This is a genomic window from Bradyrhizobium liaoningense, from assembly GCF_018130785.1.
GTDB lineage: Bacteria > Pseudomonadota > Alphaproteobacteria > Rhizobiales > Xanthobacteraceae > Bradyrhizobium > Bradyrhizobium liaoningense_A.
In genome coordinates this window covers 309,695-328,465 of record NZ_JAFCJT010000004.1, presented here as the reverse complement: position 1 = coordinate 328,465, position 18,771 = coordinate 309,695, and the positions used below count along the sequence as shown (strand labels likewise).

Annotated in this window: 21 protein-coding genes and 1 tRNA gene; 16 read left to right on the top strand and 6 right to left on the bottom strand. The window is 63.7% G+C overall.

Annotation, left to right across the window (positions count from 1 at the left end; translation table 11 throughout):
- The first annotated feature begins 77 nt into the window (after positions 1-77).
- The 7 genes from JQ627_RS13925 (at position 78) to JQ627_RS13895 (ending at position 6,663) form a co-directional block, all read left to right on the top strand.
- Positions 78-1,043, top strand: a complete 966-nt coding sequence (locus tag JQ627_RS13925; RefSeq protein WP_212484745.1) for a tripartite tricarboxylate transporter substrate binding protein — start codon at positions 78-80, stop codon at positions 1,041-1,043.
- A gap of 3 nt (positions 1,044-1,046) precedes the next feature.
- Positions 1,047-1,664, top strand: coding sequence for a flavin reductase family protein (locus JQ627_RS13920; protein ID WP_212484744.1), 618 nt, complete (start codon positions 1,047-1,049; stop codon positions 1,662-1,664).
- 49 nt (positions 1,665-1,713) lie between these two features.
- On the top strand, positions 1,714-2,574 hold the full coding sequence (locus tag JQ627_RS13915; RefSeq protein ID WP_212484743.1) for a fumarylacetoacetate hydrolase family protein: 861 nt from the start codon (positions 1,714-1,716) through the stop codon (positions 2,572-2,574).
- A 3-nt stretch (positions 2,575-2,577) separates the two neighbouring features.
- On the top strand, positions 2,578-3,381 hold the full coding sequence (gene hpaH / locus JQ627_RS13910; protein ID WP_212484742.1) for a 2-oxo-hept-4-ene-1,7-dioate hydratase: 804 nt from the start codon (positions 2,578-2,580) through the stop codon (positions 3,379-3,381).
- A gap of 25 nt (positions 3,382-3,406) precedes the next feature.
- Complete coding sequence (locus JQ627_RS13905; protein ID WP_212484741.1) at positions 3,407-3,799, top strand: RidA family protein; 393 nt, start codon at positions 3,407-3,409, stop codon at positions 3,797-3,799.
- Positions 3,800-3,813: 14 nt separating this feature from the next.
- Entirely contained in the window at positions 3,814-4,689 is an 876-nt protein-coding gene (locus tag JQ627_RS13900) for an amidohydrolase (RefSeq protein WP_212484740.1), read from the top strand.
- 264 nt (positions 4,690-4,953) lie between these two features.
- Entirely contained in the window at positions 4,954-6,663 is a 1,710-nt protein-coding gene (locus JQ627_RS13895; RefSeq protein WP_212484739.1) for a methyl-accepting chemotaxis protein, read from the top strand.
- A gap of 96 nt (positions 6,664-6,759) precedes the next feature.
- Here JQ627_RS13895 and JQ627_RS13890 read toward each other — a convergent pair whose 3' ends face one another.
- From JQ627_RS13890 to JQ627_RS13880, 3 genes are all read right to left on the bottom strand, one after another.
- Positions 6,760-7,767, bottom strand: coding sequence for an LLM class flavin-dependent oxidoreductase (locus JQ627_RS13890; protein ID WP_212484738.1), 1,008 nt, complete (start codon positions 7,765-7,767; stop codon positions 6,760-6,762).
- Positions 7,768-8,050: 283 nt separating this feature from the next.
- Positions 8,051-8,269 (bottom strand): hypothetical protein, encoded by a 219-nt coding sequence (locus JQ627_RS13885; RefSeq protein ID WP_028159136.1) that lies wholly within the window; start codon positions 8,267-8,269, stop codon positions 8,051-8,053.
- A 58-nt stretch (positions 8,270-8,327) separates the two neighbouring features.
- Positions 8,328-8,495: a hypothetical protein gene (locus JQ627_RS13880; protein ID WP_212484737.1), complete on the bottom strand. Its 168-nt coding sequence runs from the start codon at positions 8,493-8,495 to the stop codon at positions 8,328-8,330.
- Between the two features lie 171 nt (positions 8,496-8,666).
- On the opposite strand from JQ627_RS13880, the gene JQ627_RS13875 reads away from it, so the two are divergent.
- The 5 genes from JQ627_RS13875 to JQ627_RS13855 all read left to right on the top strand — a co-directional run bounded on the left by JQ627_RS13875 (position 8,667) and on the right by JQ627_RS13855 (position 11,096).
- Complete coding sequence (locus tag JQ627_RS13875; protein ID WP_212484736.1) at positions 8,667-8,903, top strand: hypothetical protein; 237 nt, start codon at positions 8,667-8,669, stop codon at positions 8,901-8,903.
- Positions 8,900-9,349: a DUF3085 domain-containing protein gene (locus JQ627_RS13870; RefSeq protein ID WP_212484735.1), complete on the top strand. Its 450-nt coding sequence runs from the start codon at positions 8,900-8,902 to the stop codon at positions 9,347-9,349. The genes JQ627_RS13875 and JQ627_RS13870 overlap by 4 nt, the downstream gene beginning before the upstream one ends.
- A 203-nt stretch (positions 9,350-9,552) precedes the next feature.
- On the top strand, positions 9,553-9,726 hold the full coding sequence (locus JQ627_RS13865; protein ID WP_212484734.1) for a hypothetical protein: 174 nt from the start codon (positions 9,553-9,555) through the stop codon (positions 9,724-9,726).
- Between the two features lie 204 nt (positions 9,727-9,930).
- On the top strand, positions 9,931-10,449 hold the full coding sequence (locus JQ627_RS13860; RefSeq protein WP_212484733.1) for a Twin-arginine translocation pathway signal: 519 nt from the start codon (positions 9,931-9,933) through the stop codon (positions 10,447-10,449).
- An 11-nt stretch (positions 10,450-10,460) separates the two neighbouring features.
- Entirely contained in the window at positions 10,461-11,096 is a 636-nt protein-coding gene (locus tag JQ627_RS13855) for a ferric reductase-like transmembrane domain-containing protein (protein WP_212484732.1), read from the top strand.
- A gap of 63 nt (positions 11,097-11,159) precedes the next feature.
- On the opposite strand, the gene JQ627_RS13850 is transcribed toward JQ627_RS13855, so the two are convergent.
- Both JQ627_RS13850 and JQ627_RS13845 read right to left on the bottom strand, forming a co-directional pair.
- Positions 11,160-11,651: a septal ring lytic transglycosylase RlpA family protein gene (locus tag JQ627_RS13850; RefSeq protein ID WP_212484731.1), complete on the bottom strand. Its 492-nt coding sequence runs from the start codon at positions 11,649-11,651 to the stop codon at positions 11,160-11,162.
- A gap of 562 nt (positions 11,652-12,213) precedes the next feature.
- Positions 12,214-13,170 (bottom strand): LysR family transcriptional regulator, encoded by a 957-nt coding sequence (locus JQ627_RS13845; RefSeq protein WP_312015760.1) that lies wholly within the window; start codon positions 13,168-13,170, stop codon positions 12,214-12,216.
- Positions 13,171-13,249: 79 nt separating this feature from the next.
- Between JQ627_RS13845 and JQ627_RS13840 the strand changes: the two genes are divergently transcribed.
- Positions 13,250-14,413 (top strand): mandelate racemase/muconate lactonizing enzyme family protein, encoded by a 1,164-nt coding sequence (locus tag JQ627_RS13840; RefSeq protein ID WP_212484730.1) that lies wholly within the window; start codon positions 13,250-13,252, stop codon positions 14,411-14,413.
- A 1,339-nt stretch (positions 14,414-15,752) separates the two neighbouring features.
- Here JQ627_RS13840 and JQ627_RS13835 read toward each other — a convergent pair.
- Positions 15,753-15,827, bottom strand: a tRNA-Thr gene (locus JQ627_RS13835).
- Between the two features lie 317 nt (positions 15,828-16,144).
- Between JQ627_RS13835 and JQ627_RS13830 the strand changes: the two genes are divergently transcribed.
- From JQ627_RS13830 to JQ627_RS13820, 3 genes are all read left to right on the top strand, one after another.
- Complete coding sequence (locus JQ627_RS13830) at positions 16,145-16,333, top strand: hypothetical protein (protein ID WP_212484729.1); 189 nt, start codon at positions 16,145-16,147, stop codon at positions 16,331-16,333.
- A 15-nt stretch (positions 16,334-16,348) separates the two neighbouring features.
- The gene (locus JQ627_RS13825; RefSeq protein ID WP_212484728.1) at positions 16,349-18,067 is read left to right on the top strand and encodes an FAD-dependent oxidoreductase; all 1,719 of its coding nucleotides are present in this window, start codon (positions 16,349-16,351) and stop codon (positions 18,065-18,067) included.
- A gap of 236 nt (positions 18,068-18,303) precedes the next feature.
- Complete coding sequence (locus JQ627_RS13820; RefSeq protein ID WP_212484727.1) at positions 18,304-18,612, top strand: EthD family reductase; 309 nt, start codon at positions 18,304-18,306, stop codon at positions 18,610-18,612.
- The last annotated feature ends 159 nt before the right edge of the window (positions 18,613-18,771 follow it).

The window sequence follows — 18,771 nt, the reverse complement described above, 5'->3', positions numbered from 1 at the left end:
ATTGCGCCGCGATCGGGCGCCATGCGCGACGTCAACGGCACTCGATATGGAATTGGAAGCGCCGCCGGGAGGTTGACATGCGATTGATCTGGATTGCCATAGCTGCTGCCACTGCGATGCTGGCGGGACCCGCATCGGGCCAGCAATGGCCGGCGCGCAGCGTCAAGCTGATCGTGCCCTATCCGGCCGGCGGCAATGTCGACAGCGCCGCGCGCATCGTGGCCGACAAGCTCCAGGAAAAGCTCGGCCAGCCCTTCATCATCGAGAACAAGGCCGGCGCCGGCGGCATGATCGCGGGCGAAGCCTTCGCAAAATCGGCGCCGGACGGCTACACGCTGTTCGTCGGTGCCAACGGCCCGGTGTTGTTCGCGACCGAGATCAACAAGCGCGAGGCCTATAGCTGGAAGAAGAATTTTCTTCCGATCTCGACGATCTCGATGACGCCGCTGGTGCTCGAAGTGCACCCGTCCGTGCAGGCCACGAATTTCGGGGAATTCATCGAGCTCGCCAAGCGCGAGCCCGGCAAGCTGACGATGGCCTCGCCCGGCCCCGGCACCACCAACCACCTGCTCAGCGAGTTGATGCAGTCCAGCCTCGACCTGCAATGGGTCACCGCGCATTACCGCGGCAATGCGCCGGCGATCAACGATCTCCTGGGGGGCCAGGTGCAGTTCGCGTTCGACCAGCTCACGGTCAGCCTCCAGCACATCAAGGCCGGCCTGTTCCGCGCGCTCGCCGTCACCAGTCCGCATCGCCTGAAGTCGCTGCCTGATGTGCCGACCTTCGCCGAGCTTGGCTACAAGGATTTCGACGGCCAGACCTTTACGGGCCTGTTCGCGCCCGCCGGCACGCCGGCGCCGATCGTCGACAAGCTTCACGAGACGCTGGTCGCGATCCTGAAAGATCCCGGTGTGGTCGACAAGTTCGAAAAGCTTGGTGGCGAATCCACCCCGATGACGCCGGCCGAGTTCAAGGCCTATCTCGAGCGCGAGGACGCCAAGTGGATTCCGGTCGTGCGCAAGGCCAACATCAAGGCTGACTGATCGATGCGGATCGACCCCACCGAGCTCGGCGCGGAGCGCATCTACCGGCTGATGACCGGAATCGTGGTGCCGCGCCCGATTGCCTGGGTGACGAGCCTGTCGCGCTCGGGCGTGCTCAATCTCGCCCCCTTCAGCGCCTTCACCTTCGTCTCGCAGAAGCCGCCGATGCTCGCCATCAGCGTCGGCCGCAAGGGAGCCGATTACAAGGACACCGCGCACAACATCCTCGACACCGAGGAATATGTCATCCACATCGCCGACACTCCGTTGATGTCTGCGGTGCACGACAGCTCCGTCGAGCATCCGCCTGAAATCAGCGAGGTCGCGGAGCTGGGCTTGGAAACGCTCGCCAGCGAGCGCATCAAAGTGCCGCGGCTCGCGGCAGCGCCCGTGGCGATGGAGTGCCGCTTCCGGCAATGCCTCGAATTCGGCGACGCCCGCAGCCGGCTGATCGTCGGCGAGGTCGTGATGTTCCACATCCGCGACGGCCTCGTGAACGACGGCAAGGTCGAGACCAAGGCACTCGATCCGATCGCGCGCATCGGCGGTCCCCGCTACGCCCGACTTGGCGAGATCGTGACGCTGAACACCGTCTTCCAGACGCCCAAATCGAAAGACTGATCGCGTGGCTGCGTCGCGCGCGCCGCCTCAAGACCATTGGAGAACGACAATGCGACTCCTGAGCTATCTGTTGAACGGAGAGCCGCGCTACGGCGCGGCCGTCGCAGGCGGCGTGGTTGATCTGACCAAACGGATCGGCCATGACTTCTCCGACGTCAAGGCGTTGATCGCGGCCAATGCGCTCGCCGACGCGCAGGAAGCGGTTGCCGGGCAAAAGCCCGACCACGCACTGGAAAACCTCGTCCTGCTTCCGCCGGTGCTCGCGCCGGAAAAGCTCTGGTGCATCGGCGTCAACTACGCCGAGCGCAACGCCGAATATAATGACAACTCCGATCTGCCCAAATACCCCAGCCTGTTCGTGCGCAGCATGTCCTCGATGACCGGCTCAGGTCAGACGCTGGAGAAGCCGCATGTCTCTGAGCAACTCGACTACGAGGGCGAGCTCGTCATCGTGATCGGGCAGGGCGGCCGTCACATCCCGCGCGAAAAGGCCTGGGCGCACATCTTCGGCATGACGTTGTGCAACGAGGGTACGATCCGCGACTGGCTGCGCCACGGCAAGTTCAACGTGACCCAGGGCAAGAATTTCGACCGCTCGGGCAGCATCGGGCCGTGGATCGTCACGACGGACGAGCTCGATCCGCGCGGGCCTCATGACATCATCACGCGCGTCAACGGCGAGGTACGGCAGCAGGACACGACCGAGCGGCTGATGTTCCCGTTCGACTATCTGATTTCCTATCTCTCGACGTTCGCCACGCTGAAGCCCGGCGACATGATCGTGACGGGCACGCCGACCGGGGCGGGCGTTCGCTTCGATCCGCCGCGCTGGCTCAAGGTCGGCGACGTCGTCGAGGTCGAATCGAGCCGCATCGGCGTGCTGCGCAACACCGTCGCTGCGGAACCGTAAGCGATGCTGGATAATGCCACGATCGAACGCCTTGCTGCGCGCCTGGATGAAGCCGAGCGCACCAAGGCGCTGATCCCGATGTTGTCGAAGGAATATCCCGAGTTCAGCGTCGAGGATGCCTACGCCGTCCAGCGCGCCTGGACGAAACTTCAGCTCGGGCGCGGCCGCGTCATCAAGGGCCACAAGATCGGCCTGACCTCGAAGGCGATGCAGAACGCGGTCGGCATCTCCGAGCCCGATTACGGCGTGCTGTTCGCCGACATGTTCTATGCCGACGCCACGCCAATCCCGTTCGACCGCTTTCACGCGCCGCGGATCGAGGTCGAGCTCGCCTTCGTGCTGAAGGCGCCGCTGCGTGGACCTGACTGCACCATCTTCGACGTGCTCAACGCCACGGACTACGTCACGCCTGCGCTCGAAATCCTGGAGACTCGCATGCATCGCGTCGATCCCGAGACCGGCAAAACGCGGAAGGTCATGGACACGATCTCGGACAATGCGGCGAACGCCGCGCTGGTGCTGGGCGGCCGGCCGTTCCGTCCGCTGGACGCGGACCTACGCTGGATCGGCGCGCTGCTGTTCCGCAATGGCGAGGTCGAGGAGACGGGGCTTGCCGCCGGCGTGCTCAACCATCCCGCCAACGGCATCGCCTGGCTCGCCAACCGTCTCGCGCCGCATGACGAACATCTCGCGGCCGGCGAGGTGGTGCTGGCGGGGTCTTTCACGCGGCCGGTCGACATCCGCCGCGGGGACACCTTTCACGCCGACTATGGCGCGTTCGGCTCGGTGTCGTGCCAGTTCGTCTGAATCAACACATAAGAGGGAGCGCATCATGACGGGTCAAACGCGGCGCAAAAGCATCCATATCGGCGGCTTCAAGCACGCCAACCCGATTCCCAACGCCTGCCGCATCGGCAATCTCGTGATGTCCGGCGTCATTCTCGGCCGCGATGCGGCCGGCGTGATGCCCGCGAGCCTGGATGCGCAATGCGCCAACATGTTCGCGCATATGAAGGCGACAGTGGAAGCCGCCGGCGGCACCACGGACGACATCATCAAGATGACGGTGTGGCTGAAGGACCGTACGCAGCGCGGCCCGGTCAATCTCGAGTGGCTGAAGATGTTTCCGGACGAGCATTCGCGCCCGGCGCGCCACGCGCTGCCGATGGACAACATGGATGGTGGCGCGCTGGTGCAGTGCGACTTCACCGCTGTGATCGACTGAGGGAGTTTTTTTGCATGCCGACCTATCTGCCGTTCGATCCGAACCCCCGCCGCCCGATCAAGGCGCCGCCGCCGAAGACCGTCGACAGCCAGTTTCATGTGCTGGGTCCCATCGACAAATATCCGGAACGCCCCGGCGCGGCCTATCGGATGCCGACGGCAACCTGGGAAGCGGCGCTGCGCGTGCACAAGACGCTCGGCATCGAGCGCGGCATCATCGTGCAGACCACGACCTATGGTGCGGATCATTCCGTCGTACTCGACGGTCTCGCGGCGATGGGCCCGAACTATCGCGGCTGCGCCAATGCGCTGGTGTTCGCGGAGGCGAACGACGCTTATCTCGCCAAGCTGCATGATGCCGGCGTCCGCGGCGCGCGCTTCAGCTTCCGCCAGGAGCTCGGCGCCGTGCTGTCGGACGCCGATTTCGCCCGCGCCATCGCGCGCATCCGCGAGCTCGGCTGGTACGTGAAGATCCAGCCCGAGAAGGACGGCATCGTCTCCAGCGTCGCCAAGTACGAGAATCTCGACGTGCCCGTGCTGATCGACCACATGGCGCGGCCCGTGCCTTCGAACGGCAGGGACGATCCGAACCTGCGCAAGATGCTGGAGCTGCTCAAGAAGGGCAATTTCTGGGTGATGCTCTCGCTCGGCGAGAAGACCTCGCAGGCCGGCCCGCCTTACGACGACGTGATCCCGATCGCGCGCACTTACATCGAAGCCGCAATCGACCGCTGCGTCTGGGCCAGCGACTGGCCGCATCCCGTCTCCGTCAAGCAGCCGCCGAACGATGCCGATCTGCTCGAGCTGATGTTCCGCTTCGCAGCGGATCAGGCGGAGTTGGAGAAGATCCTCGTGCGCAATCCGGCGAAGCTGTTCGGGTTTCCGGATTGATCCAAGACCATTCGCGTCATCGCGAGGAGCACTTGCGACGAAGCAATCCAGACCCCCGACGCGGAAGGATTCTGGATTGCTTCGCTGCGCTCGCAATGACGGGAGGCGCGATATTAACCCTTCAGTAACACCCGCGGCACGCCACGGCGATTTTGCGGCGTAACTGAGTTCTTAACGTATTGCCTCTAATTTGCGCATTCCCACCTTCTGATGGCCTGCGCCCTGATTCGTGTGTGCGCCGTCCAGCAACACCGAAGAGGCAGAATGCCGGCTCTCAAGAACCTGTTTTCGCTGCGCTCGATCGGCGCCAAGCTCGCGCTCATGACGCTGGTCGCCGCCATCTGCATGGCGCTGGTCGCCTCGACCGTGCTGTGGATCGCCCGCAATCAGCTCGTCACCGAGCGCGTCGAGAAGGCGCACGCCGCCGTCGATATCGTCTGGAATCTCGCCGACGGCTATTACAAGGCGTTCAAGGCCGGGCAGATGACGGAGGAGGAGGCCAAGAAGCGCTTCCTCGAAGCCAACAATTTCGTCTGGTACGAAGACCACAGCAACTACGCTTATATTTATGACTACGAGACCGGGCTTTGCGTCTCCAACCCCGGCATTCCGCAATTCGTCGGCAAGGACATGCGTCCGAACAAGGACGCCAACGGCATGCTGTTCGCCGTCGCGCTGATGGACATCGCGAAGAAGGGCCAGGGTACGCTGCGCTATTCGTTCCGCCGCAGCGGCGCCGACGCGACCCCGCTCGACAAGGTCGCCTTCACCCGCGGCTTCGCGCCGTGGAACCTGATGATCGGCTCGGCCGAATACATGTCCGAGGTCGACAATTCCTTCTGGTCGATGGCGCAGACCGCCTCGGTGGTCATCGCCGTCTTGATGCTGATCTCGATCGCGATCGCCTGGGCAGTCGGCCGCAGCGTGGTCAAGCCGCTCACGGCCTTGAAGGAGCGCATGGCCTCGCTCAGCGAAGGCCAGCTGGAGGCGCCGGTCGCGCATGCCGATCGCCGCGACGAGATCGGCGAGATGGCGCGCACCGTCCAGGTGTTCCGCGACGCCATGCTGGAGACCAATCGCCTGCGCGAAGAGCAGGCGGTCACCGAGCAGCGCCAGCTCGAATCCCGCAAGGTCGACATGAACCGGCTTGCCGATCAGTTCGAGCGCGAGGTCGGCGAGATCATCGAGCTCGTCTCGGTTGCCGCCGGCCAGCTCGAGACATCGTCGACGACGCTGTCGAAGACCGCCGACACCGTCTCGCAGGTTTCCAGCCGCGCCTCCACGGCGTCGGGCGAAGCCTCGGCCAACGTGCACTCGGTGGCTGCTGCGAGCGAAGAGCTTGCCTCCTCGATCGGTGAGATCAGCCGCCAGGTCGAGACCTCGGCGCGGATCGCCGGCGAGGCCGTCAGCCAGGCGCAGAAGACCGACAGCCGCATCAGCGAGCTGTCGCAGGCCGCGGGCCGGATCGGCGACGTCGTCGATCTCATTCAGACCATCGCCGGCCAGACCAATCTCCTGGCGCTGAACGCGACCATCGAGGCGGCACGCGCCGGTGAAGCGGGCCGCGGTTTTGCCGTGGTGGCCTCCGAGGTGAAATCGCTCGCCGAGCAGACAGCCAAGGCAACCGATGAGATCAGCCAGCAGATCGCCGACATCCAGTCGGCGACGCGCGACTCGGTCGCGGCGATCAAGGAGATCGGTACCACGATCGGGCGCATCTCAGAGATCTCGTCCGCGATCTCGACCTCGGTCGAGCAGCAGGGCTCCGCCACGCAGGAAATCTCCCGCAACGTGCAGCGCGCCGCCGCAGGCACCTCGCAGGTCGAAACCAGCATCGCCGACGTCCAGCGCGGCGCTTCCGAGACCGGCGGTGCCTCCGCGCAGGTGCAATCGGCAGCGCAATCGCTCGCCAATGAAAGCGCGCGCCTCAAGCGCGGCGTCGCCGGGTTCATGAACTCGATCCGCGCGGCGTAAGCGGCGCGAGTCAGAAGTATGACGACCTTGGGTTAGGCCGATCGGTCGCAGACTCGCTTTAACCTCTCCCGCTTGCGGGGGAGGGAGCGCACCCGCTCACACCGCCGGCTGCTTCGCCAGCCGGTCCCGCACCTCGGCCGCGATCTCGAACGAGCGCAGCCGGGCGGCGTGGTCGTAGATCTGGCCCGTGGTCATCAGCTCGTCCGCGCCGGTCTCGGCGATCAGCGCCTTCAGCTTCTCTTCGACCGTTGCAGGCGAGCCGACCGCCGAGCAGGACAGTGACTGGCCGACGCCGGCCTTTTCCGCCGGCGACCACAGCGCGTCCATGTCGTCCACAGGCGGCGGCAGCGGGCCGGGCGTGCCGCGTCGCAGATTGATGAACTGCTGCTGGAGCGAGGAGAACATCCGCTGCGCCTCCGCGTCGCTGTCGGCGGCGAACACGTTGACGCCGACCATCGCGTAGGGCTTGTCGAGCTGCGCCGACGGCTCGAAGCGCGCGCGATACTCGCGCAGCGCCGGCATCATCATCTGCGGCGCGAAGTGCGAGGCGAAGGCGAAGGGCAGCCCGAGCATCGCCGCAAGCTGCGCGCCGAATGTACTGGAGCCCAGAATCCACAGCGGTACCTTCGTCCCCATGCCGGGCACGGCGCGGATCGCCTGGTTCGGCTGGACATCACCGAGCAGCGCCTGCAACTCCAGCACGTCGTGTGGAAAATTTTCGGAAGTCGTGGCGAGGTCGCGCCGCAGTGCCCGCGCCGTGAACTGGTCGGTGCCCGGCGCGCGGCCGAGCCCGAGATCGATCCGCCCGGGATAGAGCGACTCCAGCGTGCCGAACTGCTCGGCGATGACCAGCGGCGAATGGTTCGGCAGCATGATCCCGCCGGACCCGACCCGGATCGTCCTGGTCCCGCCCGCGACGTGCCCGATCACCACCGACGTCGCCGCGCTCGCGATACCCGTCATGTTGTGATGCTCGGCCAGCCAGAACCGCTTGTAGCCCCAGGCCTCGGCATGCTGGGCGAGGTCGAGCGAATTGCGGAACGCCTGCGCCGCATCGCCACCTCTTCGGATGGGAGCGAGGTCGAGCACGGAGAAGGGGATCATGGGTGGGTACCGGGTGGGAGTGCGATGTGCGCTGCGGCCTCACATGTAGTGGCTTATTATGGAAATGTTAGCGCGGCCGTAGCGCGCAAATGCAATCCAAATCTGCTGTGCTAACGTTCAGAGACGATATAGCGGGCCAGGATTTTACCTCTTTGCTTCTCAAGAGCGAAATCGCCCTCCGTTACTAGTTTTGACTCCATCTCGTGAATTGTTCTGCCGTTCCTACTCCACGTGGCACGGCGAAGAGCGGCAGATAGATCGGCACCTTTCCCGTTGGCGGCAGCTACAGCAAGCCGCGCTTGTGCTGGATGATGATGATAACGCGAATGATGCAGTCCGATACTGACTCGCCGGGCCGCCGTGCCTTGTGCAGCATTTGCCACGTCACCTCATCGATCTGTATCTGCCATTTGCCGCTTGCCAGGCGTCGTCCGGTATCGTCGGACGGGAACTCGGCCGCAATCAGAGCGCGGCACTCGTCGGTAATTTCAATTTCCGGCATTGTTGGTCGTTCTCGCGGACGGTGTGCTCGCGTGCAGCCCTCGCCCGATCCGGAGAGATCAGCCAGTTAAATCGCGGTAACAACCGATCCGGCCGAAGCCGATGCCGATCGTCCTGACCATGGACGAGGAGCGCGACATCTGGACGCAGTCGCGGTAGGGCGCTGCGGCGCCACCAGCGGATGCCTGCCGAATATTGAGGGATGCGGCGCTGACAAGAAAGATCATTCAATGGCTTGGGTCTCGTTCGCGCAGCCGTGACGCTCGAGTCGTCGGGCTCCCATCGTTGCCGGACATTGCCAATCCTTCACAACCTTAATGCGGTTTAACGAGGTTTCCGTAAGCGATGTGGGTAAACCGCGAGTCGCGGGGGGCGTCCTCCAGACACGAGATGACGCCGTGAAGTTTGACGAACAGGAACGCACCGCGCTGACGGACGCTGGGTTTTCCGTCGCCGACAACAGCAAGGCTGCCTACGTCGAAGCCGTCGTGGTGATCGCCGCGTACGACGCCGAAACCTATTGGCTGACGTTCGCCCTGCCGAATGATGCCCAGATCGTGTGCGTTGTGCCACGCGACCAGATTGCCGACGCGATCACGTATAACCACGCAGCTCGGCGGAGCCAATTCCAATGAAGCTGACCTTCCCTCATGCAAGGCTGAAGGCGCTCTGGAACGAGGCCGTCCGGCAATGGCCGGTTGCGGTGCGAGCCATGAACGGTCGAGATTCGCCCGGTTTCTGGCTTGTCGGTGGCCAAGGCATCTATCTCGTGCATAACGGCGCCAGGCCTCGGGGCAGCGTGACTCTGGCCTACGCAAACGAATGCGACCCGCTCAGGGTGCCGGTCCAAAGTTGGTTGGGTATCAAGCGTGCCATCTTCGGCGATAACGATGGGAGGGAATTCGTCGATCTGGTGATGATCGGCACTGCCGTCGATGCCGGCGCCGACATCGAGGTGACCTTCGAGCCCGACACGATGACGGTGGCTGTCGTCGAAAAAGGAACGGCGAGCATACGACTGCAATCGCTGCGCATCCGGGACAAAAATGACACCGCGTCAGGACGCAGTTGTCGGGTTTGAGTCTGAATCTCGGCTAAGGACCAGACGCGGCATCAAAGGGAGCGATGACTCCAAGGAGTATTGCCGCCAGCGCCGAGTCCGGGCCCAACGCTTTTGACCCCAGCGGACTTTCAGGGCAGGATTGACTTACGTCAACATTCAAAACTTGGCTTCATTTTCATTTCCAACCTTGGCTGCTTCGATTTCCTTGCTGGAGAGGTATCATGGCCGATCCGACCAAGCTCTCGGTGGAGAAAGCACTCGAGAAGATACGTCAGCGCGACGAGCCGAAATCAGAGAATTCACGCCTTGATGAAAAGACCGACGCTCTCAATGAAGAGATAAAACGTATGAGAGCGCAAAGGCTCCGCCTTGAACGACAGGGCAAGCGTGACTGAACAGTGCCGTTCTCGGTGGATGGATAAGGGCGGGGTCTGAGAGACCCCGCCGTCGTCGCTTGGCATCCGCCTGTGACGACCGGCCCGTACCTCCGTTCACAACACTGTTATTGCGACCTATGGCACCCTTCGTCCCAACTGGGCGTCTCGCGTCTGTTGTTGTACCCTCGGCGGCGCCGCTGCACGGTGCCAGGAGGAACTGATATGACCATCGTCGTACTCAACCGCCGCAACCTCCTCGTCGCCGGCGGCTCCGTCTTTGCAACCAAAGTTTTGGCAACCGGGGTTTTGGCAACCGGGGTTTCCGGGCTCATCCTGCCCGCCCGCGCTGAAGGCCTCGCACCGACTGAAACGATGTCAGGCGGGGCGAACAACTACCGCAAGGGCGCGGCGATCGTGGACCGGATCGGCAAGGGTGGCTTCTGGATGAGCGGCACCGTTCGCCGCGCAGGCGACGGGGCTCCACTCGCCGGGCAGCGCATCCAGATCTGGGCGCACACGGTCGAAGGGCAGGAGCACGAGCCACAGAGTCATGGCGCCACGCTCACCGACAAGGACGGCAAGTTCCGACTCGAGATGCCGCAGATCATTCCCATCTTCGGCCAGCCGCATGGTCACCTCGCCTATGACAGCGGTGAATTCAAAACCGTCTTTCTGCGTCCGGTGATGCGGAGCGCAAAGGAAACCAGCCTGGAAGCGCACTTCGTCCTTCAAGCGGCCTGACCGGATTGCGAATGAAGGGGTGGAGACTGGCCCGGGTGACCCTGATCTGGGTCGCCCTTGCGGCAGCCATTGTCGTGCCGGTCGCCATTGCTGCGGGAAGCGAGCAGCTCGCATGGCGCGGCCCGGTCTACATCCTGGCCGGCTTCGCCGGCATTATCGCGCTCGGTCTTGTGCTCGTTCAGCCTTTGCTGATTGGCGGATACCTGCCGGGACTGTCGGCTTATCGTGGACGGCGTGCACATCACTGGATCGGCGGCGCGCTGGCCGTGGCGGTGGTGATCCATGTCGCCGGCCTCTGGATCACCAGTCCGCCCGACATGATCGACGCCCTTACCTTTTCATCGCCGACGCCGTTCTCCCCCTTTGGCGTGATCGCCATGTGGGCCATCTTCACCGTCGCGCTCCTGGCTGCGCTGCGCCGGCGATTGGGACTGCGACTGCGAACGTGGCGCATGGTCCATATACCCCTCGCGATCGTCATCGTCGCAGGCAGCGTGATCCATTGCCTGTTGATCGAGGGGACGATGGAGACAATCTCGAAGGTCGTGCTTTGCGCAGCTGTCCTCGCGGCAACCGTAAAGGTCATGGCTGACCTGAAGGTCTGGCGAAAGCGGACGTTGCGCGGCAGCGAGGCAAAGCAGAATTGATCGCGAGGCCATCAAGGCGCCCCCACCGTCCGCGACGTGCACGACCTCCTTCGCGTGGGACGTTCAGCCCACCGGTCCCGGGATCCAATCGTCCCCTGAAAGCGGGACGACTCTGACGTCATGAATGACCCCGCGCTCCAGGCTTGGATCGAAATGGCGCATCGCTCGCTCGTTGAGGTCAATGATGCGGCCAGGCCTCAATGGCCCCACGTCATTTATCTTGACGATGACCTTCTTGCCTACGGCCTCGACGAGGGCATACTTCGGCCTTGCGCCAAATTGGACCCCACCAAATTTCCGACGCAAGCTCGTCTTGATGGCAGCCGCCCAGACAGAGGGATCATAACGCTCGCCGGAGGCTGTGTTCGGACCGCCCTCCTCCTTGCCGGGCTTGAACGGATTGTACATGGATGCTGCGCCAACGATCGCATCCCCAGAGGCGGCATCGACGACGGCGCTTGAGTGAACCCCACCCGCTTCACTTCGAGCAGCGGTAACAGAAACGGCAAGCGCAACCAGGGCGCCGCAAATTGCGGCGCTCGAGCGGAATAGCATTATAACTCCTGTGATTTTTTCGATCGTCCGGTTCCACCGCAAACAAGGTCAAGCGAACGCGGAAGCGTTCATGAACTTGCGCCAATCATTTGCGGATTCGAGCCAACCCCTTGGCTGTGGAACCGTTGTGCGAACCAGAGTGGCTCTCACGCAGTGTTTTAAGTTCTCACCGACTAAGACAGAGAATGCGTCAGCAGCATGGCTTGATGGAACCCGGCGTGAATGGCGCGCGCGACGTCGGCCATGGGTCTTGGCCGTGTAAAACGTCCTCGCAGGTGCGTCGGCACCGCAGCCAGATTCCTGCAGTGTCTCTCAGGCCATGATCGCAGTGATCAGCGGCACGATGTTCGTGACCCGCGTCAGATTACAGGCGTGGAGCGAGAGCGCGTCGGATGGGTGGAGCATTTGCGAAGCCCATCATGCTTCCGCGCAGGCAAAGCGCGATGGGTTTCGCTTCCGCCTTCGCTCTTCGAGCGGCGGCTGCGCCGCGCTGACGATCGCTTCGACGGACATGAGGTGGGTGAAGGGGAAGCCCCTGCGAGATGATGTTGCTCTACGCCGCTCAGCCCGCGGTCAGCGAATGCCAGAGATCGTCGGCCACGGCATTCCGGCAATCGGGTGACCTGAACAGCCTGATCTCGATTGGAATATCGAACTGTTCCGGTCCTGCACGAACGAGGCGGCCCTGTTCGACATCCTCTCTTGCCAATGTCAGCGGCAGCCAGGCAACGCCGTGACCTTCGCGCGCCATGGTCATCAGCGTCGCGGCGAGATGCGACGTGAAGCCGGTCTCCATGGTCGCGATCGTGGTTCGACCGATCTGATGGGCCGAGAGGATGCGACCTAGTCCGGAGGCGCGGCTGTACGAAAGGAGACGTGCCGGACGCGTGGTCGTACCGGCCAGCGGCCATGACGGTTGGCCATCAGCGCAGGGCGCGCAAAGAGGGACCAGACGGTCGTCGCCGATCCCATGGCTCTGGAAACGGTTCGGCTCGAAGCGCGCTGGTGCTTCCGGATGATAGTGGCACAGCAGAAAGTGGACCTCCCCGCCGAGCATGATCTGCTCGCAGCCTTCCATGCTTTCCGAAATCAGGCTGAGCGCACCGAGAGCCTCGAAGCGAAGGTGCCGTCGAATCCACCCGGGAAAGAAGGTGAAGGACAGCGCATGCGTGGCCGCAATGGACAGGGCGACCGTATCGCGCTCGCCCACGGATCGGGTATCACGCTGCGCTCGCTCCAGGCTGCGGATCAAGTCAGTGGCCAGCGGCTGAAAGTGCTGACCGGCCGAGGTCAGGCCGGCGCCTTGCGCCCCGCGTACGAACAGAGGGGTTCCGATCCAATCCTCCAGCGCGCGAATTCGGCGGCTGAAGGCCGGCTGCGTCACGTTCCGCGCGTCGGCGGCCCGCGAGAAACTCTTCAGTTCCGCCAGCGCCGAGAAGTCTTTGAGCCAGTCGAGGTCCAAGGGAAGTCCAGTCGATGCCGATTGCGCATGAGGCGAGCCGATCATGGCATTGGCCAATTCGCCCTGTCCAGAACTACACATTTGTAAAGCTCGCCAACGAGCAATACAGAAGGTCTCGCAGAGCCAGGAGCACGCCATGCGCATCGTCGACGTCCGTGAGATCACCAAGCCGATCTCGTCCCCGATCCGGAATGCCTATATCGACTTCTCGAAGATGACGGCCAGCCTCGTCGCTGTCGTCACCGACGTCGAGCGCGATGGCCGGCGCGTCGTCGGCTATGGCTTCAACTCCAATGGCCGATACGGCCAGGGCGGACTCATCCGCGAGCGGTTTCGCAATCGCATTCTCGAAGCCGATCCCAAAAGCGTCCTCAACGAGGCCGGCGACAATCTCGATCCGCACAAGCTCTGGGCGGCGATGATGAGCAACGAGAAGCCCGGCGGCCACGGCGAGCGCTCGGTTGCGGTCGGAACGCTCGACATGGCGATCTGGGACGCCACCGCCAAGATCGCCGGCAAGCCACTATTCCGGCTGCTGGCCGAGCAGAAGGGGCGCGAAGCCAATCCGCGCGTCTTCGTCTACGCCGCCGGAGGTTACTACTACCCCGGCAAGGACAACACGGCGCTGCGCGCCGAGATGCGCGGCTACCTCAACCGCGGCTACAACGTCGTCAAGATGAAGATCGGCGGCGCCCCCATCGACGACGACAAGCGCCGCATCGAAGCGGTGCTGTCCGAGATCGGTTCGGAGGCGCGGCTGGCCGTCGATGCGAACGGCCGCTTCGATCTGGAGACCGGCATCGCCTATGCCAAGATGCTCCGCCAGTACCCGCTGTTCTGGTACGAGGAGGTCGGCGATCCCCTCGACTACGCGCTCCAGGCTGCGCTCTCGGAGTTCTATCCCGGTCCGATGGCGACCGGCGAGAACCTGTTCTCGCATCAGGATGCACGCAACCTCCTGCGCTACGGCGGAATGCGGCCGGACCGCGATTGGCTGCAGTTCGATTGCGCGCTGTCATACGGTCTCGTCGAATATCTGCGCACCCTCGACGTGCTGCATCAATTCGGCTGGTCGCCGTCCCGCTGCATCCCGCACGGCGGTCACCAGATGTCGCTCAACATCGCGGCCGGCCTGGGTCTAGGCGGCAACGAGAGCTATCCCGATCTGTTCCAGCCCTACGGCGGCTTCCCCGATGGCGTGAAGGTCGAAGCCGGACACATCGTCATGCCCGAGCTTCCCGGCATCGGCTTCGAAGGCAAGTCGGACCTGATCAAGGTGATGCGGGAATTGGCGGAGTAGGGACCTAGGATGGGGTGAGCGCAAGCGAAACCCATCACATCTAATTAAGGGTGGCGGAACAGTCGCCACCCTTTGTCCTTCGGTAGGGACGTCCTCAGTCGGCGCCATTATTTCGCGAAATGCCGAACGCAAGTGGACGAATGCGCTCGAAGCTTCGGCTCCTCAGCACACTCTCACCGTCACGTAGCTATAGCCGTTCCATTGCTGTTGATAGCAGGACGATCCATAAGCTGCAGCCGCGCCCAACGCCGCACCGGTTGCGACGCCCGCCGCCGCGGCTCCCCAACCATAGCCCCCACGGTAGTAGCCGCCGCGATAATAGCGTCCGCCGCCGGCCCATCGCGCTCCGCCCCCGTGCCATTGCGTACCACCGCCATGCCAACCTGGGCGTCCGCCGCCGTGGAAATGTGCGACACGCGCCCCGCCCGCGTGAAAGCCGCCCCCACGGCGCGCCTCAGCGCTGTCCGGAACTGCGGTTGCCGCGGCAGCGAAAAGGCCGATAGCGAAGAGGAGTTTCGTCGATTTCATTTTTGTTCCTTTCTCGCAGAGTTCAGGTTAGCGAAAACAGCAATGCGGCGACTGGTGTTTCGTTCCTCGCCGATTGGTTGCACGCAGAGCTTTGCCACAGGATTAGAGAAACTCCCGCGTGCTCGGGACGCACTCGTCGTTCAGCGGAACTGACCCGACGGGCAAAACACCCGTCTCCCACAAAACCTCGTCAACCCTCTATTCCAAAAATATTCCACTTTACCGAAATTCGGAATTACGGCACTATCCCGCCATCCCGATCCTGGAAGAGGGGCGATCGTACGTCGTGTCGAACGTGGGTCGGGGGGCGGTGGACGCGGCAGCGCCGGGCATGGGAACGCGGGACCAGGGCGAGATGAACCTCGTGAGGTCCTTACTCCCAGCGGAACGGACGGCGCCAACGCCCTCGCGAAGCCCTTCGGGGCGATGCAGGGGGTGAAGCTGCGTACGGCGAAAACGTGTGGTCCTGACCGTCGTCGCTACGGTCAAGCCTTGCGAAGATGTTTCCAGGCTCAACCGGGTCTCGGGGCATCGTCAATTCGCAAGGCGACGGAGGCCAGAAGGAACTCGGCTCCGGGGAGAGCGCGCATAAGCCGTCAACCCATCGCGCAGGGAAGGCCGGGTGTTTTCCGGCCCACCTGTTTTCCGTTGTGCATTTGCGTGTGCGCATCTTCAGCACAGCGGACCATGGGTGCCAGCCGGCACCCGGTCTTCCCTGCGCCCTCTTCACGGAAGGGGGTGAGGACTGAAGCAAAACTCGGGCGTCAGGTGCCGCGAGAATGCCGATCGATGCGCGATGAAACCCAGAGAATGGTGCTGCCAGACAGGATTGAACTGTCGACCTCTCCATTACCAATGGAGTGCTCTACCACTGAGCTACGGCAGCTTGTGCTGGGATAAGAATCGGCCGCCAAGGGGGCCTACCAAGCGGGCCGATATCTGCCACAAGCCCCCCTCCTGTGCAAGCTTGCAGGACCTGCCAGAACGAGAAAATCGGGTCGATATCGGGGCCAAAATGCTCGTTTTGGCGCGAAACGACCAACTTTGCGTCGATTTCGGTTCCGATATCCCCCGTCAACTGGCCAGTTGCCTCAAGGCTCGCATTCGATCCATTTCGAGTTTCGCACGATCGGATCGCGCGGGCCTCTTGAGCTGCCGCATTCTCTGGGCATGTTATCGCGGACCGCTGTAATGGGACCCGTGATGGCTGGCGAGAACGACAAGAGCGCGAAGCAGGACCGATCGTCCCGGGACGACCGGCTGAAATCGGCGCTGCGCGAAAACCTGAAGCGGCGGAAAGTGCAGGCGCGCGAACGCGCCGCAATCACCGACCCCTCGCAGAACGACGATGCTTCCCTAGATGAGGGGACCGCCGGCAAGACCGGCGATTAGAATTTTTTGGAGTGCATGGACGTGGCAACGGGGCAGGACGAGCAGCAACGAAACGATGGTGACGCGCAGATGTCGCGATTCACGCGCCCCGAGCAGACCTTTCCCGCGCTGACATCGGCCGAGATCGAGCGCATGCGGAATTTCGGCGAGGTCCGCACTTACGCCGACGGAGAGTTCCTGTTCGAGACCGGCAAGCCCGGGCCGGGCATGTTCGTCGTGCTGAAGGGCCACGTCGCCATCACCCAGCGCGACGGGCTCGGCAACGTCACGCCGCTGATCGACCAGGGGCCGGGGCAATTTCTGGCCGAGCTCAGCCAGCTTTCGGGTCGGCCGGCGCTGGTCGACGGCCGCGCCGAAGGCGAGGTCGAGACGCTGCTGCTGCCGCCGCCCCGCCTGCGCGCGCTGCTGGTCGCCGAGGCGGAGCTCGGCGAGCGCATCATGCGCGCGCTGATCCTGCGCCGGGTCAATCTGCTTCAGGCCGGCGTCGGCGGTGTGGTGCTGATCGGTCCCTCGCATTCGGCCGGCGTGGTGCGCTTGCAGGGCTTCCTCACCCGCAACGGCCAGCCGCATCATCTGCTCGATCCCGAGCGTGACCGCGACGCCGCCGAGGTGATCGCGCGCTATTCGCCAAAACCCGAAGACTGGCCGCTGGTCGTCGCGGCAAGCGGCGAGGTGCTGCGCAACCCCAGCGAAACCGAGGTTGCGCGCGCGATCGGCATGATCGGAGGCCCTCGCAACGACCGCATCTACGACGTTGCGATCGTCGGCTGCGGACCCGCCGGGCTGGCGACCGCGGTGTATGCCGCCTCCGAAGGGCTTTCGGTCGCCGTGCTCGACACCCGCGCCTTCGGCGGCCAGGCCGGCGCCAGCGCGCGCATCGAAAACTATCTGGGCTTTCCGACCGGCATTTCCGGCCTAGCCTTGACCGCACGCGCGTTCAACCAGGCACAGAAGTTCGGCGCCGACATCATGATCCCGGTCACGGTGAAGTCGCTCGACTGCACGCGCAGGGACGGCGCCTTTGCGGTGACGCTCGACGGCAGCGATCCCTTGCGTTCGCGCGCAGTGGTGGTTGCGAGCGGCGCGCGTTATCGCCGCCCCGAGATCCAGAATCTCGACAAGTTCGAGGGCCGCGGCGTCTGGTATTGGGCCTCTCCGGTCGAGGCGCGGCTCTGCGCCGGCGAGGAGGTGGCCCTGGTCGGTGCCGGCAATTCGGCAGGGCAGGCGGCCGTGTTCCTGTCGGGGCACGCCAGGAAGGTGCTGATGATCATCCGCGGCGGCGGCCTGGGGGCCAGCATGTCGCGCTATCTCATCGAGCGCATCGAAGCGACACCCAACATCGAATTGATGTTCAACACCGAGATCACCGCGCTCGAGGGCGACGAGGCCTCGCTGCTGCGGCGCATCCGCTGGAAGAGCCGGTTGTCGAGCGACGAAGACTCTGCCGACATCAAGAATCTCTTTTTGTTCGTCGGCGCCGATCCCGCCACCAGCTGGCTCGACGGCTGCGGCGTCACGCTCGATCGCGGCGGCTTCGTCGTGACGGGTGCCCAGTCCGAGCTGAACCAGGGCAAGCTGGTGGCCCCACTGGAGACCTCGGTGCCCGGCGTCTACGCGGTCGGCGACGTCCGCTCCGGCTCGGTCAAGCGCGTCGGCGGCGCCATCGGCGAAGGCGCGCAGGTCGTGGCCTCCCTGCACGGCTATCTCGGCGACGCCGCAAAACCGGCGCTTTAGTCAAGGACAAGACAAGCGAATGGCAAGTCGAATGAGGCTTGCCATCCCGACGTGTCCCACAGACTATCCCCTCATCCTGAGGAGCCGCGACAGCGGCGTCCCGAAGGATGCAGGCCCGGAACGCGACCCGGGCCTTCATGGTTCGGGCGGCGATGTGAAAGCATCGTCCGCAGAGGCGCTAGCGCGCCTCCTCACCATGAGGATCTAAATACAACAAGCTTCAAAGGGAGGACTAAATGGCCGAACTCGTCGTGCTCTACAAGACGCCCAAGGACGCTGCCGCCTTCGACAAGCACTATGCCGAAACCCACATTCCGCTCGCCAAGAAACTTCCCGGCTTGAAGAAATACGCCGTCAGCACGGGGACGGTCGGCTCTCCCGCCGGACCTTCCGGGGTCCATCTCGTCGCCATTCTCAGCTTCGACAACGTGGCCGCGATCCAGGCGGCATTCGGCAGCGAAGCGGGCAAGGCGGCCGCGGGCGACGTGCCGAAATTCGCCAGCGGCGGCGCCGATCTGCTGATCTTCGACACCAAGGAAGTGTGATCCAACTTTCGTCGAAGACCTCGTAGCCCGGATGGAGCGACTTGTCCGCCGTAGCTCGAAGAGCGAAGGCGGAAGCACAATCCGGGCTGCAAAATGCAAACTGCTCTCGTTTGTGACAGCGGTGCAAAAAATCCAGTCATGCGCTTGTCGATTCGCACG

What these genes read in the sequence shown, in the direction of transcription:
- JQ627_RS13925 (WP_212484745.1), top strand. Translation starts at nt 78, where the DNA reads ATGCGATTGATCTGGATTGCCATAGCTGCTGCCACTGCGATGCTGGCG.
- JQ627_RS13920 (WP_212484744.1), top strand. Translation starts at nt 1,047, where the DNA reads ATGCGGATCGACCCCACCGAGCTCGGCGCGGAGCGCATCTACCGGCTG.
- JQ627_RS13915 (WP_212484743.1), top strand. Translation starts at nt 1,714, where the DNA reads ATGCGACTCCTGAGCTATCTGTTGAACGGAGAGCCGCGCTACGGCGCG.
- hpaH (WP_212484742.1), top strand. Translation starts at nt 2,578, where the DNA reads ATGCTGGATAATGCCACGATCGAACGCCTTGCTGCGCGCCTGGATGAA.
- JQ627_RS13905 (WP_212484741.1), top strand. Translation starts at nt 3,407, where the DNA reads ATGACGGGTCAAACGCGGCGCAAAAGCATCCATATCGGCGGCTTCAAG.
- JQ627_RS13900 (WP_212484740.1), top strand. Translation starts at nt 3,814, where the DNA reads ATGCCGACCTATCTGCCGTTCGATCCGAACCCCCGCCGCCCGATCAAG.
- JQ627_RS13895 (WP_212484739.1), top strand. Translation starts at nt 4,954, where the DNA reads ATGCCGGCTCTCAAGAACCTGTTTTCGCTGCGCTCGATCGGCGCCAAG.
- JQ627_RS13890 (WP_212484738.1), bottom strand. Translation starts at nt 7,767, where the DNA reads ATGATCCCCTTCTCCGTGCTCGACCTCGCTCCCATCCGAAGAGGTGGC.
- JQ627_RS13885 (WP_028159136.1), bottom strand. Translation starts at nt 8,269, where the DNA reads ATGCCGGAAATTGAAATTACCGACGAGTGCCGCGCTCTGATTGCGGCC.
- JQ627_RS13880 (WP_212484737.1), bottom strand. Translation starts at nt 8,495, where the DNA reads ATGATCTTTCTTGTCAGCGCCGCATCCCTCAATATTCGGCAGGCATCC.
- JQ627_RS13870 (WP_212484735.1), top strand. Translation starts at nt 8,900, where the DNA reads ATGAAGCTGACCTTCCCTCATGCAAGGCTGAAGGCGCTCTGGAACGAG.
- JQ627_RS13865 (WP_212484734.1), top strand. Translation starts at nt 9,553, where the DNA reads ATGGCCGATCCGACCAAGCTCTCGGTGGAGAAAGCACTCGAGAAGATA.
- JQ627_RS13860 (WP_212484733.1), top strand. Translation starts at nt 9,931, where the DNA reads ATGACCATCGTCGTACTCAACCGCCGCAACCTCCTCGTCGCCGGCGGC.
- JQ627_RS13855 (WP_212484732.1), top strand. Translation starts at nt 10,461, where the DNA reads ATGAAGGGGTGGAGACTGGCCCGGGTGACCCTGATCTGGGTCGCCCTT.
- JQ627_RS13850 (WP_212484731.1), bottom strand. Translation starts at nt 11,651, where the DNA reads ATGCTATTCCGCTCGAGCGCCGCAATTTGCGGCGCCCTGGTTGCGCTT.
- JQ627_RS13840 (WP_212484730.1), top strand. Translation starts at nt 13,250, where the DNA reads ATGCGCATCGTCGACGTCCGTGAGATCACCAAGCCGATCTCGTCCCCG.
- JQ627_RS13830 (WP_212484729.1), top strand. Translation starts at nt 16,145, where the DNA reads ATGGCTGGCGAGAACGACAAGAGCGCGAAGCAGGACCGATCGTCCCGG.
- JQ627_RS13825 (WP_212484728.1), top strand. Translation starts at nt 16,349, where the DNA reads ATGGACGTGGCAACGGGGCAGGACGAGCAGCAACGAAACGATGGTGAC.
- JQ627_RS13820 (WP_212484727.1), top strand. Translation starts at nt 18,304, where the DNA reads ATGGCCGAACTCGTCGTGCTCTACAAGACGCCCAAGGACGCTGCCGCC.